The 15974-nt window shown below is 70.7% G+C and carries 12 protein-coding genes, 1 tRNA gene and 1 pseudogene; 6 read left to right on the top strand and 8 right to left on the bottom strand.

What is annotated here, in order from left to right:
- Nucleotides 1-253: 253 nt before the first annotated feature.
- A pseudogene (locus ABZ070_RS04865) lies at nucleotides 254-1105 on the top strand (response regulator); the annotation flags it as partial.
- Between the two features lie 126 nt (nucleotides 1106-1231).
- Here the strand turns inward: ABZ070_RS04865 and ABZ070_RS04870 are convergent.
- From ABZ070_RS04870 to ABZ070_RS04895, 6 genes are all read right to left on the bottom strand, one after another.
- Nucleotides 1232-2878, bottom strand: a complete 1647-nt coding sequence (locus ABZ070_RS04870) for a long-chain fatty acid--CoA ligase (RefSeq protein WP_356629967.1) — start codon at nucleotides 2876-2878, stop codon at nucleotides 1232-1234.
- A gap of 179 nt (nucleotides 2879-3057) precedes the next feature.
- A complete protein-coding gene (locus tag ABZ070_RS04875; RefSeq protein ID WP_356629969.1) occupies nucleotides 3058-3612 on the bottom strand; it encodes a SigE family RNA polymerase sigma factor in 555 nt (184 codons plus the stop codon).
- A gap of 115 nt (nucleotides 3613-3727) precedes the next feature.
- Nucleotides 3728-4903: a lipid-transfer protein gene (locus ABZ070_RS04880; protein WP_356629971.1), complete on the bottom strand. Its 1176-nt coding sequence runs from the start codon at nucleotides 4901-4903 to the stop codon at nucleotides 3728-3730.
- On the bottom strand, nucleotides 4900-5358 hold the full coding sequence (locus ABZ070_RS04885) for a MaoC/PaaZ C-terminal domain-containing protein (RefSeq protein ID WP_356630074.1): 459 nt from the start codon (nucleotides 5356-5358) through the stop codon (nucleotides 4900-4902). Before ABZ070_RS04885 ends, ABZ070_RS04880 begins: the two co-directional genes overlap by 4 nt.
- Before the next feature lie 104 nt (nucleotides 5359-5462).
- The gene (locus ABZ070_RS04890) at nucleotides 5463-6365 is read right to left on the bottom strand and encodes an OB-fold domain-containing protein (protein WP_356629973.1); all 903 of its coding nucleotides are present in this window, start codon (nucleotides 6363-6365) and stop codon (nucleotides 5463-5465) included.
- Nucleotides 6366-6564: 199 nt separating this feature from the next.
- Complete coding sequence (locus tag ABZ070_RS04895) at nucleotides 6565-6717, bottom strand: hypothetical protein (protein WP_356630081.1); 153 nt, start codon at nucleotides 6715-6717, stop codon at nucleotides 6565-6567.
- Between the two features lie 308 nt (nucleotides 6718-7025).
- Here ABZ070_RS04895 and ABZ070_RS04900 point away from each other — a divergent pair, with 308 nt between their 5' ends.
- Complete coding sequence (locus ABZ070_RS04900) at nucleotides 7026-7895, top strand: bifunctional DNA primase/polymerase (RefSeq protein WP_356629975.1); 870 nt, start codon at nucleotides 7026-7028, stop codon at nucleotides 7893-7895.
- A gap of 420 nt (nucleotides 7896-8315) precedes the next feature.
- Here the strand turns inward: ABZ070_RS04900 and ABZ070_RS04905 are convergent.
- A tRNA-Ser gene (locus ABZ070_RS04905) sits at nucleotides 8316-8403 on the bottom strand.
- A 294-nt stretch (nucleotides 8404-8697) separates the two neighbouring features.
- On the opposite strand from ABZ070_RS04905, the gene ABZ070_RS04910 reads away from it, so the two are divergent.
- Nucleotides 8698-10095, top strand: coding sequence for an FAD-binding oxidoreductase (locus tag ABZ070_RS04910; protein WP_356629977.1), 1398 nt, complete (start codon nucleotides 8698-8700; stop codon nucleotides 10093-10095).
- Between the two features lie 112 nt (nucleotides 10096-10207).
- Here the strand turns inward: ABZ070_RS04910 and ABZ070_RS04915 are convergent, their stop codons facing one another.
- Nucleotides 10208-11782, bottom strand: coding sequence for a trypsin-like peptidase domain-containing protein (locus ABZ070_RS04915; RefSeq protein ID WP_356629979.1), 1575 nt, complete (start codon nucleotides 11780-11782; stop codon nucleotides 10208-10210).
- A 339-nt stretch (nucleotides 11783-12121) separates the two neighbouring features.
- On the opposite strand from ABZ070_RS04915, the gene ABZ070_RS04920 reads away from it, so the two are divergent.
- From ABZ070_RS04920 to ABZ070_RS04930, 3 genes are all read left to right on the top strand, one after another.
- Nucleotides 12122-12922 (top strand): glycerophosphodiester phosphodiesterase, encoded by an 801-nt coding sequence (locus ABZ070_RS04920; RefSeq protein WP_356629981.1) that lies wholly within the window; start codon nucleotides 12122-12124, stop codon nucleotides 12920-12922.
- A gap of 53 nt (nucleotides 12923-12975) precedes the next feature.
- The gene (locus tag ABZ070_RS04925; RefSeq protein ID WP_356629983.1) at nucleotides 12976-13575 is read left to right on the top strand and encodes an ATP-binding protein; all 600 of its coding nucleotides are present in this window, start codon (nucleotides 12976-12978) and stop codon (nucleotides 13573-13575) included.
- Nucleotides 13576-13861: 286 nt separating this feature from the next.
- Nucleotides 13862-14854, top strand: a complete 993-nt coding sequence (locus ABZ070_RS04930) for a DUF5926 family protein (RefSeq protein WP_356629985.1) — start codon at nucleotides 13862-13864, stop codon at nucleotides 14852-14854.
- Nucleotides 14855-15974: the final 1120 nt, after the last annotated feature.

Here is a 15974-nt window from a genome sequence, read left to right on the forward strand (position 1 = left end):
CGGTCGAAGGGGCGGATACACTCGCTCGGGGACAGCGCGCGAAGCTGGCTGAAGACGCTCCATAGCGTGATGTCGTGGCAGTGGTGTACGCCGCCGCCGCCGCAAGCTGGCCACCCGCGCCGACAGCGCGTTCCCCGAGGCCGCCGCCCGACCGCACCCGCAGCCGACGGCGGCGCCCGTTCCGGTTCCGGCGACGCCGACGGCCGCCCAGCAGAACGGGCCCCGGATCCCCGCCGACCGCACCGACAGCCGCACCGAGGGCAGGGCTTACGCGATAGGGGCGCCGGACGAGGGTGCGGAGGGGCCCCAGCCGTTGGACGGCCCCGGTGGTGCGGTCGAGGTCGCCAACCGGCCCCAGCCGTTGCCCGTCGACGACGAGCTGCCCCCGGAGCCGCTCGACAACCCGCGGCGGCTGCTGGTGTGGCCCGCCCCCGATGTCTCCACGCAGCAGGCGCTCAGCGACCGCGGCTACCGGCCGGTCGTCGTGCACTCGCGCGAAGAGGTCGACGCGCAGATCGCGGCGTTCCCGGCCGCTCTGTTCGTGGACCCGCTCACCGGGCCGATCACCCGGACCGCGCTGCAGTCGCTGCGGCAGGCCGCCGTGGCCGCCGAGGTACCGGTGCTGGTGACGGCTGGGCTCGGGCAGGCCACGCGCGAGGCCGCGTACGGCGCCGACCCGGCCGTGCTGCTCAAGGCGCTGGCCCCGCGGGACAGCGAGCAGCACCCGTCGCGTGTGCTGCTGATCGAGGAGCACGAGGAGATCGCCCTCGCGTTGACCTCCACCCTGGAGCGGCGCGGCATGCAGGTCGCGCGGGCGGGAGCGGACGCGGACGCGGTCACGCTCGCGACCCAGATGCGGCCCAACCTGGTGGTGATGGACCTGATGCAGGTACGCCGCCGCCGTGCCGGGATCATCGACTGGCTGCGCGCGAACGGCCAGTTGAACCGCACGCCGCTGGTCGTCTACACCTCGGCCGGCCTCAACCAGGCGGAGCTGCCGCGGCTGTCCTCGGGGGAGACGGTGCTGTTCCTCGCGGAGCGCTCCACCAGCGACGAGGTGCAGGCCCGGATCGTCGACCTGCTGGCGAAGATCGGCACCAACTGAGACCGGCCCGAAGGGGACCAACCGAAACCGGCCCGACCAGGACCGGCACCAACTGAAACCGGTATCAACCAACACGAAGGGGGCCGGCGGTGACGACCGCCGGCCCCTCACGCATCTCTTCCGCTGCTACAGCTCGGTGACGTCCAGCTCGCCGTCCGCGTACTGCCTGCGGATGACCTTCTTGTCGAACTTGCCGACGCTGGTCTTCGGCACCGCCGGTATCACCGCCCAGCGCTCCGGCAGCTGCCACTTGGCGATCTTCGCGGACAGGAACGTCCTCAGCGTGTCGTAGTCCGCGGTCGAACCCTCCTTGAGGACGACCGTGGCCAGCGGACGCTCGCCCCACTTCTCGTCGGGTACGGCGACCACAGCAGCTTCCGCGACCTCGGGATGGGCCATCAGCGCGTTCTCCAGCTCGACGCTGGAGATCCATTCCCCGCCCGACTTGATGACGTCCTTGGCGCGGTCGGTCAGGGTCAGGTAGCCGTCGGTGCTGATCACGCCGACGTCGCCGGTCTTCAGCCAGCCGTCCTCGCTGAACTTGTCCTGCGGCCGGAAGTCCTCGCCGCCCGCGCCACCGTAGTACGCGCCGGCGATCCAGGTGCCGCGCACCTCCAGCTCGCCGGCCGACTCGCCGTCCCAGGGCAGGATCTCACCGCCCGGGCCGACCAGCCGCGCCTCCACACCGGCGGGGAAGCGGCCCTGCGTGATGCGGTACGGCCACTCCTCCTCCGCGCTCAGACCGGCCGGGGGGTGGGCCATCGTGCCGAGCGGCGAGGTCTCCGTCATGCCCCAGGCGTGGCAGAGCCGTACGCCGAGCTCGTCGTACGCCTCCATGAGGGAGGGCGGGCACGCGGCGCCACCGATGGTGACCTGCTTCATAGACGACAGGTCGCGGGGGTTCGCCGTGACCTCGGCGAGCAGGCCCTGCCAGATGGTGGGGACGGCCGCGGCGTGGGAGGGCTTCTCCCGCTCGATCATGTCCGCGAGCGGCGCGGGCTGCAGGAAGCGATCGGGCATCAGCATGTTGATGCCGGTCATGAATGTGGCGTGCGGCAGGCCCCAGGCGTTCACATGGAACTGCGGCACGACCACGAGGGTGGTGTCGCTGGCGTTCAGGCCCATCGACTCGGCCATGTTGACCTGCATGGAGTGCAGGTAGATGGAGCGGTGGGAGTAGACGACGCCCTTGGGGTCGCCGGTGGTGCCGGAGGTGTAGCACATGGCCGCGGCGCTGCGCTCGTCCAGTTCCGGCCAGTTGAAGCTGGTCGGGCGGCCGGCGATCAGCTCCTCGTACTCGTGGACCTGCGCCTCGGTGTCGGCGAGGAGGGAGCGGTCTCCGGGGCCGGAGACGACGATGTGCTCGATCGTCGGCAGATGCGGCAGCAGCGGGGCGAGCAGGGGAAGCAGGGAGCCGTTGACGATCACGGCACGGTCCGCGGCGTGGTTGACGATCCAGACGAGCTGCTCCGCGGGCAGACGGAGGTTCAGCGTGTGGAGCACGGCGCCCATGGAGGGGATCGCGAAGTACGCCTCGACGTGCTCGGCGTTGTTCCACATCAGGGTGGCGACCCGCTGGTCGCCGTCGATGCCGAGCTCGTCGCGCAGGGCGTTGGCCAGCTGGGCCGCCCGCCTGCCGGCCTCGGCGAAGGTGCGCCGCTGCGGCTCGGGCTCCCCCGTCCAGGTGGTGATCTGTGATGTGCCGTGGATCGTCATCCCATGCTGGAGGATGCGGGTCACAGTCAGCGGTACGTCCTGCATGGTGCTCAGCACGGCGTCCTCCCGGTGGGCGCTAGCGCTACGTGGCAGAAAAGGTGGGAAGATTCTGCGCACATACCACGCGGTATGTCACTACCCAGGGGTAAGGAATCCCGGCACATCCCCGCGCAATGCCGCACAACAGCGCACAGAGGATCGCGTCGGCGGCCCTGTGGCGTGGCCTGAAACAGGCCTCAGCGAACCGGGGAGAGCCCCGGGTCCTCGCGGAGCTTGCCGAGCGCACGGGAAACGGCGCTCTTGACCGTACCGATCGAGACGCCGAGCACCTCGGCCGTCTGTGCCTCGCTCAGGTCCTCGTAATAGCGGAGCACGACCATCGCCCGCTGGCGGTCCGGCAGCTTCATCACCGCGCGCCACATCGCGTCGTGCAGCACCTGCTGCTCTGCGGGATCGGTCGCCGGCACGGTCTCCGGTTCCGGGAGCTCGTCACAGGCGAACTCGTCCACCTTGCGCTTGCGCCACTGCGACGTACGCGTGTTCACCAGGGCGCGGCGCACATATCCGTCGAGCGCTCGATGGTCCTCGATCCGCTCCCACGCGACATAGGTCTTGGTGAGCGCTGTCTGCAGCAGATCCTCGGCGTCACTCGGATTCGAGGTCAGTGACCGCGCGGTGCGCAGCAGCACGGGCCCCCGCGCCCGTACGTACGACGAGAACGATGTGTACGGCGTGTACGACGGCACCGGCGCGGCGGCCTTGGAAGCGCTCGTACAGACTGGCGTGGTCATGACTCCACGCTAGGAGCGGACCCCCGGCCGCGGATCGGCCCCAGGTCCCGAAGCCTTGTCCCCCTCAGGTTGTAGGGGTGGCGCGGGCTGCACCTCCTGAAGGTGGAGGGCACCCTCAGGGGCTAAGCCCGTCGGCCCCGAGGACGAGCCCCGAGGTGGGGACGCCGGTGCCCGCCGTGACCAGGGCCCTGGCCGCGCCCGGGATCTGGTTCACCGACGTGCCGCGCAATTGCCTGACCGCCTCGGCGATGCCGTTCATCCCGTGCAGATACGCCTCTCCCAGCTGTCCTCCATGGGTGTTCAGCGGCAGCACGTCCGCTGCCACGAAGTCGGCGCCCTCCCCCGGCTTGCAGAAACCGAACTCCTCCAGCTGCATCAGCACGAACGGCGTGAAGTGGTCGTAGACGATCCCCACGTCGATATCGCCCGGGGCGAGACCGGAGGTCCGCCACAGCTGTCGGGCGACGACGCCCATCTCGGGCAGGCCGGTGAGATCGTCACGGTAGAAACTGGTCATCTGCTCCTGGGCCCTGCCCGCACCCTGCGCGGCGGCGAGGATCACCGCAGGCGGCCGAGGCAGGTCCCGGGCCCGCTCGACACTGGTCACGACGAGCGCCTGGCCGCCGTCGGTCTCCTGACAGCAGTCCAGGAGCCGTAGCGGCTCGACTATCCACCGGGAGGCGGCATGGTCGGCCAACGTGATCGGGCGGCCGTGGAAGTACGCGGCGGGATTCGTGGCCGCGTACCGCCGGCCGGCGACCGCGACCTGGCCGAACGCCTCCGGGGTCAGCCCGTACGCGTACAGATAGCGCTGGGCGGCCATCGCCACCCAGGAGGCGGGAGTGAGCAGGCCGAAGGGAAGGTTCCAGCCGAGGGCGGCGCCCTCCGCCGACGGCTCCCTGTGCTGCACTCCGGAACCGAAACGCCGACCGGAGCGCTCGTTGAACGCGCGGTAGCAGACGACGACATCGGCGATCCCCGCGGCGACGGCCAGCGCCGCCTGCTGCACGGTGGCGCACGCCGCACCTCCGCCGTAGTGGATACGGGAGAAGAAGGACAGCTCACCGATGCCCGCGGCCTGGGCGACGGTGATCTCGGGGCTGGTGTCCATCGTGAAGGTGACCATGCCGTCGACGTCGGCAGGGCAGAGACCGGCATCGTCGAGCGCGGCACGCACGGCCTCCACGGCGAGCGTCAGCTCACTGCGTCCCGAGTCCTTGGAGAACTCGGTCGCGCCGATGCCCACGACGGCCGCCCTGCCACCAAGAGTGTCCTTTCCCCGGATGCTCATGCGCCGGCCTCCGGGAGGGTCGGCAGGGTCGGGAGGGTCGGGAGGGTTACCGTCACCGTGCCGGTGACGTGGTTGCCGAGGCTGTTGGCGCCGACCACCCGCACTTCGGCCGTCGTCCCGTCGAAGGCGCCGATCGTGCCGCTCAACACCATGGTGTCGCCCGGGTAGTTGGGGACGCCGAGCCGTATGGCGACCTTACGGAGCACGGCACGGTCGCCGAAGTAATCGGTGACGTACCGGCCGACGAGGCCGTTCGTGGTCAGGATGTTCATGAAGATGTCGGGCGAGCCCTTCTCCTTGGCACGCTCCGCGTCGTGGTGAACGTCCTGGTAGTCACGTGAGGCGAGTGCTCCGGCGACGATCAGCGTGCGCGTGACGGGAACGGTCAGGGGCGGCAGCTGCGTGCCGGCGGGAGGGACCGGACCGGTCGGGCCCGTGGCGGTCGTCGGGGTCATCCTGGTCTTCCGGGTCATCGGGTTTCCTCCTTCGCGAGCAATGCGCCTGGTTCGGACAGAACTTCGACGCCGAGCCCACGACAGGCGGTCGGCGGGAGTCGATGTCAGCCGTCACCGCCCCGTGCTCCCCGGAAGACGGGCAGCTCGAACTCGCCCTCCACGCTGAGGAATTCCAGCTCCACCGGCATACCGATGCGCACCGCGTCGTACGGCACACCCACCACGTTGCTGACGAATCGCACGCCCTCCGCCAGCTCGATCAGGCCCACCGCGAACGGCGGATCGAACGCCGGGAACGGTGGGTGGTGCATGACCACGTAGGAGAAGACGCTGCCCAGGCCGCTCGCCTCGACCGTGTCCCACTCGGGCGAGCCGCAGGAACCGCACCCCGGCAGCCAGGGCAGGCGAAGCGTCCCGCAGCCGCCGCACCGCTGGATGAGCAGCCGCTGCGCGGCCACTCCTTCCCAGAATCCGGCGTTGTCCCTGTTGATCACCGGCCGCGGGCGCGTTCCCTTGGGCCTGCGCTCCCGGGGGGCGTACTTGAGGATCCGGAAGCGGTGCGTGCCCGCGAGCCGGCCACCGGCTCGCACATCCATCCGGGTGGTGACGAAATAGCCCGTCCCCAGCTTGGTCGTCTTGCGCTCCGACACGGACTCGATCACCGCCTCGAAGGTGATCCGGTCGCCGGGCCGAACGGGCCGCACATACTCCTGCTCGCAGTCGGTGGCCACCACGGAGCTGTACCCGGCGCCGTCGAGCAGCGCGAACAGCTCGTCCTGCGCGGCGGTCCGACCAGTGTGACCCGTAAGACCACCCATCGTCCACGCCTGGAGCATCGTCGGCGGCGCGACGGCGTCCGGCCCGGCGTAGGCGGGGTTGGTGTCCCCCATCGCCTCGCACCAGTGCCTGATCATCGGCTCGTTGACGAGATCCTTGCCCACGCCGGAGGTGACGGCGGCCCGGCCCTCGTACGTCCGCAGCTGTGCGTGCAACTCGTCCGTAACCACGCATCTGACTGTCCGTCAGTTTTGTGGTCCCGTCAAGGTCACGACAGCGGGCCGACGCCCCCGCGCCGGAACACGCCTGCGCGACGGCGCCCCCAAGCACCGCCGCGCAGACGATCACCCCCGGCTCAACCTCTCGACTCCTCCCCTCGACTCCCCCTCTCCTGACGCCCCTCCCCTCGGGCCGGCCCTCCCCTCCGGCTCACCCTCCCCTCGAGCCGGCCGTCACCACAGGCCCGTCGTCCGCGAACCCGCTGTTGTCGGCCTGGGCGACGCCACCGAGGAGCACGATCGTGAGGGGCGGGGCGGCGGCAGCGGCGAGGACGCGGGTGCGGGCTGAACGGATGCTTGCCATGTCTTTTCCTCCATGTACCGGAACTGCTCAAGTGCTTCGCTTTTCGGCGCGGTTGACCGTCCGCTTCGGGCTTGATCACGACGTCGCGAGATCAGAGTTGCCCACGCGATCCCCGTCGAACCACCCCGGACGGGGCATTCGCTCGCAAGCGTGATGACTTGTCGATAAACCCTCTTCTTGCTCGCGAGATCGCCATGAGCGCATCACCCCTTGGGGCCACGGGCCCGTTCGGGCCGAAATCAAGCCTTCACCCCGCATTCGGCCCGCCTCCCCTTCCCTTCCTCGAACATGTGTACGAACATGGAGCCATGGCCATTACCACCCGGCAGACCGCCACACTGGCCCTCGCCCACGCTCTCTCCGCCGCCGAGCGCGGGCTCCCCGTCATTCCCCTGTCCGCGACCAAGCTCCCCGCCCTGCGCTCGCCGCACCGTGGCGAAGCCCAGCCGGTTCTTTGCCGTGGCGAATGCGGCCTCCCCGGCCACGGCGTCCACGACGCCACCACGGACCCCGCGGGCGTACGCGCCCTGTTCGCCGCCGCACCCTGGGCCACCGGCTACGGGATCGCGTGCGGACGCCCGCCGCACCACCTGATCGGCATCGACCTCGACACCAAGTCCTCGACCGACTCCATGGCCGAACTCCAGCACCTGGCGCTGCGGCACCTGTTCACCATCCCGGAGACGGTCACCGTCCTCACCCCCAGCGGCGGCCGCCACCTCTGGCTGACGGGTCCGTCCGACGTCGTCGTCCCCAACTCGGCGAGCCGGATCGCTCCCGGCATCGACGTCCGCGGCACCGGTGGCTACCTCGTCGGCCCTGGCTCGGTCACCGCCCACGGCGCCTACCGACTCGCACCGGACACGGCACATCTGCCGCCCGCACCCTGCCCACGCGCCCTGCTGCGCCTCATCACGCCCCCGGCCCGCCCGCGCTCCACGCCCGCACCGGCCCACGAACGGGGGCAGGGCCTCGTCCAGTTCGTCCTCGCGGCACACGAGGGCCAGCGCAACACCCGGCTGTTCTGGGCGGCCTGTCGCGCGTACGAGAACGGGCTGGGCGACTCCCTGGCGGAGGCCCTCGTCGACGCGGCAGTCCGCGCCGGCCTCACCGAACGCGAGGCCCGCACCACGATCGCCTCCGCCGACCGCCTCACCTCCGGCCGCGGCCTCCGCTGACGCCTCGCCCTGCTCCGGTAACGGCGGTTCAACGGGCCGCTCGGCCCCGGCGGATATTCCCGGCAATGACCTTCACCGCGTACCTGCACGAGTCGGCTCATCCCTGATGCCACTCCGGCGGAGCGAGTACAAACCTTCTCTACGGGTTCAAGGCGGCCCGGCTCCAGCGTCGGGCCCCGACGCTCCTGCCTCCGTCCCGCTCCGGGCCCCGGCTCCGCCGGCCGCGCGGCTGAGCGAGGCATGGGGGCGACCCTAGTCAGGACCCACAGCACACGCGGTCACTTTCGTAGTCCGGCATAGGCGCCCCCGTGCCCCTCGCGTGCCCCATCGAGCAGGAACCCACGGGCTAGAGCGGTCGGTCACGGGGAGCGGACACGGGAAAGGCCCCTGACCGTGTCACCTGGTCAGGGGCCGTTCACCTGGCGGTGGGTGTGGGATTTGAACCCACGGTGACTCGCGCCACGACGGTTTTCAAGACCGTTCCCTTAGGCCGCTCGGGCAACCCACCTTCGCTCCGCCCACCTGGGACGGAGCGAATACAGCGTACCGGCCTCGCGCGGTGTGCGGGGGCCGTGGTCCGCCGGCGGCCCTCGAAGTCCTGCGGTGCCCCGCCCCGCCGGGGCCGACGTGCGCGGCGGGGCGAGCAGGAGAACACTGAAAAGGGTGGGGCCACTCCGCGCCCGTACCGATCCGGGCACGATGGATTCGCGCACCACGCCCCCGCCCACCCGCCTGGACGTCATGCGCCTTCATCCGTCCGCCAGTTCTCCCGGCCTCACATCCCACACAGAGGTGTTCGGCCATGGGCGGTATCAACGGAACGGCTGTCGCAAGTCTGCGCGAGGCACTGCGGGGACCCGTCGTCGGCCCGCAGGATCCGGGCTACGACGAGGCCCGCAGCATCTACAACGCCATGATCGACCGGCGGCCCGCCGTCTTCGCCCAGTGCACGGACGTGGCGGACGTGCAGGCGACGCTCTCCGTTGCCCGGGACACCGGCGCCGAGCTGGCGGTGCGCGGCGGCGGGCACAGCGGACCGGGGCTGTCTCTGGTCGACGACGGGCTCGTGCTCGACCTGACGCCGATGCGCTGGGTCAGGGTGGATCCGGAAGCGAAGATCGTCCAGGTCGGTGGGGGCAGCGAACTCGGTGACGTGGACCATGCGAGCCATGCCTTCGGCCTCGCCGTGCCGTCCGGGATCATGTCGACGACCGGCGTGGGCGGTCTCACGCTCGGTGGCGGCCACGGCCACCTCACCCGCAAGTACGGCCTGACGATCGACAGCCTGCTTTCCGCCGATGTCGTCCTCGCCGACGGCAGCTTCGTCACCGCGTCGGCAAAGAACCATCCGGACCTGTTCTGGGCCCTGCGGGGCGGTGGCGGCAACTTCGGCGTCGTCACCTCGTTCACCTTCCGGCTGCACCCCGCGCACACGGTCGGGGTCGCGGTGACCGTGTGGCCGGTCGACCGCACGCCCGAGGTGCTCCGCTGGTACCGGGAGTTCCTGCCTGCCGCGCCGGAGGACCTCAGCGGGTTCTTCGCTGTGCTGGCCGTGCCGCCCGGGCCGCCGTTCCCCGAGTCGATCCACGGGCAGAAGATGTGCGCGGTGGTGTGGTGCTACACGGGCGACCTCGAAGGCGACCGTCTGGAGCAGGTGCTCGCCGTGGTGAACGAACCGGCACCGCCCGCCTTCCACTTCACCACCCCCATGCCGTACCCCGGCCTGCAGACCATGTTCGACGAGCTGATCCCCAAGGGGCTGCAGTGGTACTGGAGGGGCGACTTCTTCGATTCGATCTCCGACGCCGCCGTCGACGTGCACAGCAGGTACGGGGAGGGCCTCCCGACCGGCCTGTCGACGATGCACCTGTATCCGGTGGACGGTGCGGCCCACCGGGTGGGTGCCGACGACACGGCCTGGGCCTACCGGGACGCCGTCTGGTCGGGCGTGATCGGCGGGGTCGACCCCGACCCCCTCAACGCCGAGCTGATCCGGCAGTGGTGCGTCGACTACTGGGCGGACCTGCACCCGCACTCGATGGGCGGCTCCTACGTCAACTTCATCGGCGAGCAGGAGAGCGCGGACCGGGTCCGGGCCACCTACCGCGGCCACTACGACCGGCTCGCCTCGGTCAAGCACGCCTACGACCCGGACAACCTCTTCCGCGCGAACCAGAACATCCCGCCGGCGACGGTGTGACGCGGTGCCCGTCGGTGACGGGACACACACTCGCCCCCGGGGCGCGGCAGCATCCCGGGGGCGAGAGGGTGACTCAGCAGGGCGGGTGGGTGGCTCTGGTGGGACGAGTGGGTCAGCTGTCGCCCTTGCGCTCGCCGAGGACCAGTTCCACGGACTGCGGCTTGCCGTCCCGTTCGAAGGTCAAGGAGACCTTGTCACCGGGCTTGTGCGTCCAGATCTCGCTGATCAGGGTCGGGCCGCTGTCGATCGGCTTGCCGTTGAACTTGGTGATCACGTCGCCGGGCTCGAGTCCGGCCTCCGCCGCCGGTCCGTTCGGGGTCACCGCCGGGCTGCCGCCCGAGCCCTCCTCCGTGATCTTCGCGCCGGAACCCTGCTCCGACATGTCGACCGTGGCGCCGATCACCGGGTAGACCGGCTGGCCGGACTTGATGAGCTGTTCCGCGACCGTCTTCGCCTGGTTGACCGGGATGGCGAAGCCGAGACCGATGGAGCCCGCCTGGCTCTGGCCGTAGCCGCCGCTGCCCGCCGACTGGATGGCCGAGTTGATGCCGATCACCGCGCCGCGCGAGTCCAGCAGGGGGCCGCCGGAGTTGCCCGGGTTGATGGACGCGTCGGTCTGCAGCGCGCTCATGTACGAGTTCTTGCCGCTGGAGCCGTCGCCGGAGGCGACCGGGCGGTTCTTGGCGCTGATGATTCCGGTGGTGACGGTGTTCGAGAGACCGAAGGGCGCGCCGATCGCGATGGTCGAGTCACCGACCGCGACCTTCTCGGAGTCGCCGAGGGCGAGCGGGTGAAGGCCCGAGGGGGGGTTCTTCAGTTTGAGGACGGCGACGTCGTAACCCTGTGCGCGGCCGACCACTTCGGCGTCGTACTTCTTCCCGTTGGAGAAGATCGCCGACACGGTGCCGCCCTCCGCGGCGGAGGCCACCACGTGGTTGTTGGTGAGGATGTGGCCTTCCTTGTCGTAGACGAAGCCGGTGCCCGTGCCGCCTTCGCCCTCGCCTTCGGGGCCGTCGATGCCGCCGCCGCCCGCCTTGGCCTCGATGGTGACCACGCTGGGCAGCGCGCCCGCGGCGACCGCGGCGACGGTCCCCGGGTCGCGCTTGAGGTCCTGGGGGCTGGTCGCGGACACCGTGGTGGAGCTGGAGCTGTTGTCGTTGCGCTCGGCCGCCCAGTAGCCGATGCCGCCGCCCACTCCGCCGGCGACCAGCGCGGCGACCAGGACGGCGGCGGCCACTCCGCCGGAACGCTTCCGCCGGGGCTGCGGCTCCGGGACAGGCGTGCCCCAAGCGGGACCTCCGCTGCCGCCGCCCCCGTAGGAGGGGAGCGCGGGCGGCGGCGCGGGCCAGTCGGCGCCGGCGTGCTGCGCTTCCATGGGCGCGGTTGTCGGTGCCGTCGGCGGGGTCTGTCCGCCGACGACGGGGATCGGCGCCGTGGCGGGCTCGGGCTGGGGGGAGCGCCCGGCCTGCGCAGCCGAGGCTCCCGCCGTCGGTTCATGGGCGGGCGGGGCGGGGTGCGCAGGAGTGGACGGCGAAGGGGCGCCGGAGGCGGAGTCCGCCGCGTCGTGCGCCGACTGGTGCGGTCCGGCTTCCGGCGCCGGGGACGTCGGGCCCTGGGGAGCGGCGCCCGGCACAGGAGGTACGGACGGGGCGGCCGGGACCGCGTTGCCCTCGTTCTCGGTGCTCACAGCTCTTTCTCCTCAGGTTCCACGTCGAATTCCACAGATTCCGCGTCGGTCTCCGGGCCGGGCGAGGAGCTCCCCCGCGGCCGGCGGGCGGTACGTCGTCATGACTTCCGCTGTTCAAGTGTGCGGGGTTCGTTCAAGTGTCGGGGGTCAGCTTTTCCCACAGCACGTCAGGCCACTGTAAGCAGGACCTGTGCGTATTCCGGCAATCCTTTACTTCGGACAATACGGGCGCACTTTCACAGCGCCCTTCGGGTCACCCCCGCCACCGCCCCGGACGCGGAGGAAACGCTTTCCGGCACCTGGCACCCGCCTGCCCCGTCGCGGTGACACCATGACGCGGTGACCCAAGCACGACAGCACAGCATCCAGGTCGTCGCCCACCGCGGCGCCTCCGAAGATGCCCCCGAGCACACCCTGGCGGCCTACCGCAAGGCGATCGAGGACGGCGCGGACGCCCTTGAGTGCGATGTACGGCTCACCGCCGACGGTCATCTGGTCTGCGTCCACGACCGCCGCATCAACCGGACCTCCAACGGGCGGGGCGCCGTGTCCGCCCTCGAGCTCGCGGACCTCGCCGCCCTCGACTTCGGCTCCTGGAAGGACGCGGCGGAGAGCCCCGACTGGAAGGACCCGTCCCTCACCTCCGTGCTCACTCTGGAACGGCTGCTGGAGCTGGTGGCCGACGCCGGGCGCCGCATCGAGCTGGCCATCGAGACCAAGCACCCGACCCGCTGGGCCGGCCAGGTCGAGGAGCGGCTGCTCCACCTGCTGGGGCGCTTCGGCCTGGCCTCACCGGTGTCCCCCGCCGACTCCCCGGTGCGCATCATGAGCTTCTCCGCCCGCTCGCTGCACCGGGTCGTGCTGGCGGCGCCCACTGTCCCCACGGTGTACCTGATGCAGTTCATGACGCCCCGGATGCGCGACGGACGGCTGCCGGCCGGCACACGGATCGCCGGTCCGGGGGTACGGATCGTACGCAACCACCCCGAATACGTCGCCCGCCTCCACAACGCGGGCCATCGCGTCCATGTCTGGACCGTCAACGAGCCGGAGGACGTCGAACTCTGCGTGGAACTCGGGGTGGAGGCCATCATCACCAACCGTCCCCGACAGGTTCTGTCTCAACTCGGCCGCCTTTGACTCGTTTCACTGGGAGTGCACCGGCGCGTTCGGGGCGTATTCGAGCATGTCGAATGCGTCACAGGTCCGGGCTTGGCCGGTTTCCGGTCCAGTCCATTGGGGCATTCACACCGTGGCGTGGGGCAAAGGAGGTCTCGGGGGTGGCGTTTGTGGTGGCACAGGAGGTGCCAACGTCGTCGAGCATGGCCGTACCCCATGGCCCTGCGGGCGTGGGCGAGGCGCGACACAGGATGCGCGAACAGTTGAGCCGCAGCGGGGTGTCGGAAACGGTCGTCGACGACGCAGTTCTGATCCTTTCCGAGCTCCTCAGCAATGCGTGCCGACACGGCAGACCGCTGGGACATGCCGACGCGGGCGACGGAGACGTACGGGCGGCATGGCGAGTCGACAAGGCAGGCCGGCTCACGGTCGAGGTGACGGACGGAGGCGGGCCGACCCGGCCTGTTCCGTCCACGCCCTCGGTCACCGCACGCGGCGGCCGCGGGCTCAACATCATCACAGCGCTGGCGCAGGAGTGGGGCGTTCGCGACAGCGCGACCGGTGAGGTCACAGTGTGGGTGATCGTCACGGACGGGCACCGCCGCGAGGACTTCGCTACGCGCGTCGCCGGCCCGTCCTTCGACTTCGCGGACGCCTTCGAAGACCTCGACTGATGCCCCGGGTCGGCGGCCTGGGGCCGGATCCGCCCGCCCCAACCGGTGCGGATCCGACTGCCGGACCGAAGCGGATACGACCGCCGGACCGAAGCGGATATGACCACCGCGGGCCATGCGCGACGACCGTCGGCGGTGACCGGTCGAAGACACCACGGCCGGCCCGCATCACCCCGGCAGCGGCGCCACGTTGGGACCGCACCGGCCCGCTGCTCACCCGCGAAGGCGGCGTACGGCTAGGCTCGCGCCCGACACAGCACCGCCGCAATCGGGAGAAAGCCACACCATGGCCAAGAAGCGCCCCCAGACGAAGGCGACGAAGCCTCAGCTCAAGAACGGGGCCGGCGCCACAGGCGTCAACGAGCCGGTTCCGGTCGTGGGAGCCCGCGAGCCCTGCCCCTGCGGCTCCGGCCGCCGCTACAAGGCGTGTCACGGCCGGGCGGCCTCGCACGCCCTGACCGAGCTGGTCCAGCGTCCCTTCAAGGGCCTGCCCGGCGAATGCGACTGGGTGGCCCTGCGCGAACTGGTTCCGGCCGCGACGGTCGAGCTCACCCTCAAGGACGGCCTGCCCGAAGGTGTGCCGTCGGTGACGCTAGCGACGGTACTTCCCATGGCGTGGCCCGCGTTGCGCCGCGACGACGGTTCGGTTCTGCTCGGTCTGCAGAACGACACTCCGACGGGTGACCTCAGCCGCGACCTGGCCGCCACCCTGCAGCGGGCCCTCGAGGCCGCGCCCGGCACGCCGGTCACCACCCGTGGCGCCGCTGCCGAGGGCGTGCGCCTCCAGGACCTCCTCGCTGCGGACGCCGCTTTCGAGCCGACCGTGCACTCCGGCTTCGAATTCTGGGTTCCTGATTCGGCCGAACAGGCGTCCCCGGAGGTGGCCGCCTCCCTCGAGCGTGCGAACGCGGCCGCGATTCCGACCGTGAAGCTTGCCGGTGTCGACGCAGCGTACTGGTGCGAGACCCCGGAGAAGAACCACTTGCGCTGGGTCATGCCGCACCCCGAGGAGCGGCTCCTCGACGCCCTGGCCAGGCTGCACGCCGCGGGCAGCTCGTCGCTCGGGGAGGGAACCCGGCTGGTCGGCTCCTTCCGTGCGCACGGCCTGGTGGTTCCGGTGTGGGACCTGCCGAGCGGGATGGGCGCCGAGGAGTGCGAGAAGCCCGCCGCCGAATTCGCCGAGCGGCTGGCCTCCGCGCTCGAGTCCGACGCTCCGCTCACCACAGAGGAGCGCCGCGCACGCGGCGGTCTCACGAACCGCCAGGTCACCCTCGGCTGAGAGTGACGATTACCGCCGCCCGACGGGTGACACCAGTCACAACTCGCTCAATCGGCAGGTAAATCAATGTCCGAATACGAGAGATCGAATTTGCGAACCACGGATCTCTTGTTACCGTTCTAGAAGCCCGGTCGCTGGTGCATCCCCCGTCGCCAGCGATCGGGCGTTTCCATTTTCCGCGACGCCTCGCCCGACTCAACGGCCTCCGTCGTCACGGGAGTTGCTCACGGAGCGCAACAACAGCGGCTCATCGCCCGTTCCTCCGGAAGCAGCGAACTCGGCCACCGCCCAGTAGGCGGAAGCAGTGCCGCGCGAAGGCTCACGAGGTGTTTCACAGGTGCGCGGCTCGTCGCCCGCCTCCACCCTGCAGTTGGTCTGCAGAGTGCGGCCCCCCGGCCCCATCAGAGTGAGTACGGACGCCAATTCCCTGCCCGTCGCATTGCGGTAATAGGTGCGGGCCCATGTTTGACCGTCGCGTGTCAGCACACAGGTCTGTGCCTCGACGCCGTCGGGAGAGGCGACTTCCGGCCCACATCGGGAAGCGGTCCGTGGGGCCGCGTGACGGCTGCCCTCGGACCCGCCTCCGGGGCCGCCCACCCCGGCCGCGTTCCCGGCGGCGGATGTCCCGGACATGGCAGGGCTCGGCAACAGGCCCGCGGTATCAGCCCCAGGGCCGCCCTTCGCGTCGCCCGCCGGAGCGGATCCTGCCTCGGCGGCCGGTCCCGGTCCGCCCGCCTGCCCGGCCGATGCCACGAGCGGCACCAACGCGGCGACCACCACGACGACAGCGAGCCCGAGCATGCGGAGATTCATGGGCCACCTGCCGACTGCGGGGAATTTCATGACGAGAGCAGCCCGAAGATATCGGCGCAGTACGGGCGCACAGCCGCCCGCGCGCCCATTTCCGTGACAACTCGCCCCATCGCTACCCGTACGAGTGACGAAGCCGGACCGAGGTGAGCGAGCCCCGACCGCACGTGCGGCGAGCCGGGCTCGGCGCCGTCCGCCAGGAGTGCGGATCCGCGGCGGCCGGTGCGTGCGATCGAAGACAGCCGGAAGCCCGAGCAGCGACGCTGCTCGGGCTCCGACGCAACGCGCGGACCTCTCGGAAAGACGGGGG

Source organism: Streptomyces sp. NPDC006283 (assembly GCF_040613325.1).
Classification (GTDB): domain Bacteria; phylum Actinomycetota; class Actinomycetes; order Streptomycetales; family Streptomycetaceae; genus Streptomyces.

Bases quoted from the DNA above. Each gene is read 5' to 3' on its own strand.
- ABZ070_RS04875 (WP_356629969.1), bottom strand. From the start codon at position 3,612: ATGACCACGCCAGTCTGTACGAGCGCTTCCAAGGCCGCCGCGCCGGTG.
- ABZ070_RS04880 (WP_356629971.1), bottom strand. From the start codon at position 4,903: ATGAGCATCCGGGGAAAGGACACTCTTGGTGGCAGGGCGGCCGTCGTG.
- ABZ070_RS04885 (WP_356630074.1), bottom strand. From the start codon at position 5,358: ATGACCCCGACGACCGCCACGGGCCCGACCGGTCCGGTCCCTCCCGCC.
- ABZ070_RS04895 (WP_356630081.1), bottom strand. From the start codon at position 6,717: ATGGCAAGCATCCGTTCAGCCCGCACCCGCGTCCTCGCCGCTGCCGCC.
- ABZ070_RS04900 (WP_356629975.1), top strand. From the start codon at position 7,026: ATGGCCATTACCACCCGGCAGACCGCCACACTGGCCCTCGCCCACGCT.
- ABZ070_RS04910 (WP_356629977.1), top strand. From the start codon at position 8,698: ATGGGCGGTATCAACGGAACGGCTGTCGCAAGTCTGCGCGAGGCACTG.
- ABZ070_RS04925 (WP_356629983.1), top strand. From the start codon at position 12,976: ATGCGTCACAGGTCCGGGCTTGGCCGGTTTCCGGTCCAGTCCATTGGG.
- ABZ070_RS04930 (WP_356629985.1), top strand. From the start codon at position 13,862: ATGGCCAAGAAGCGCCCCCAGACGAAGGCGACGAAGCCTCAGCTCAAG.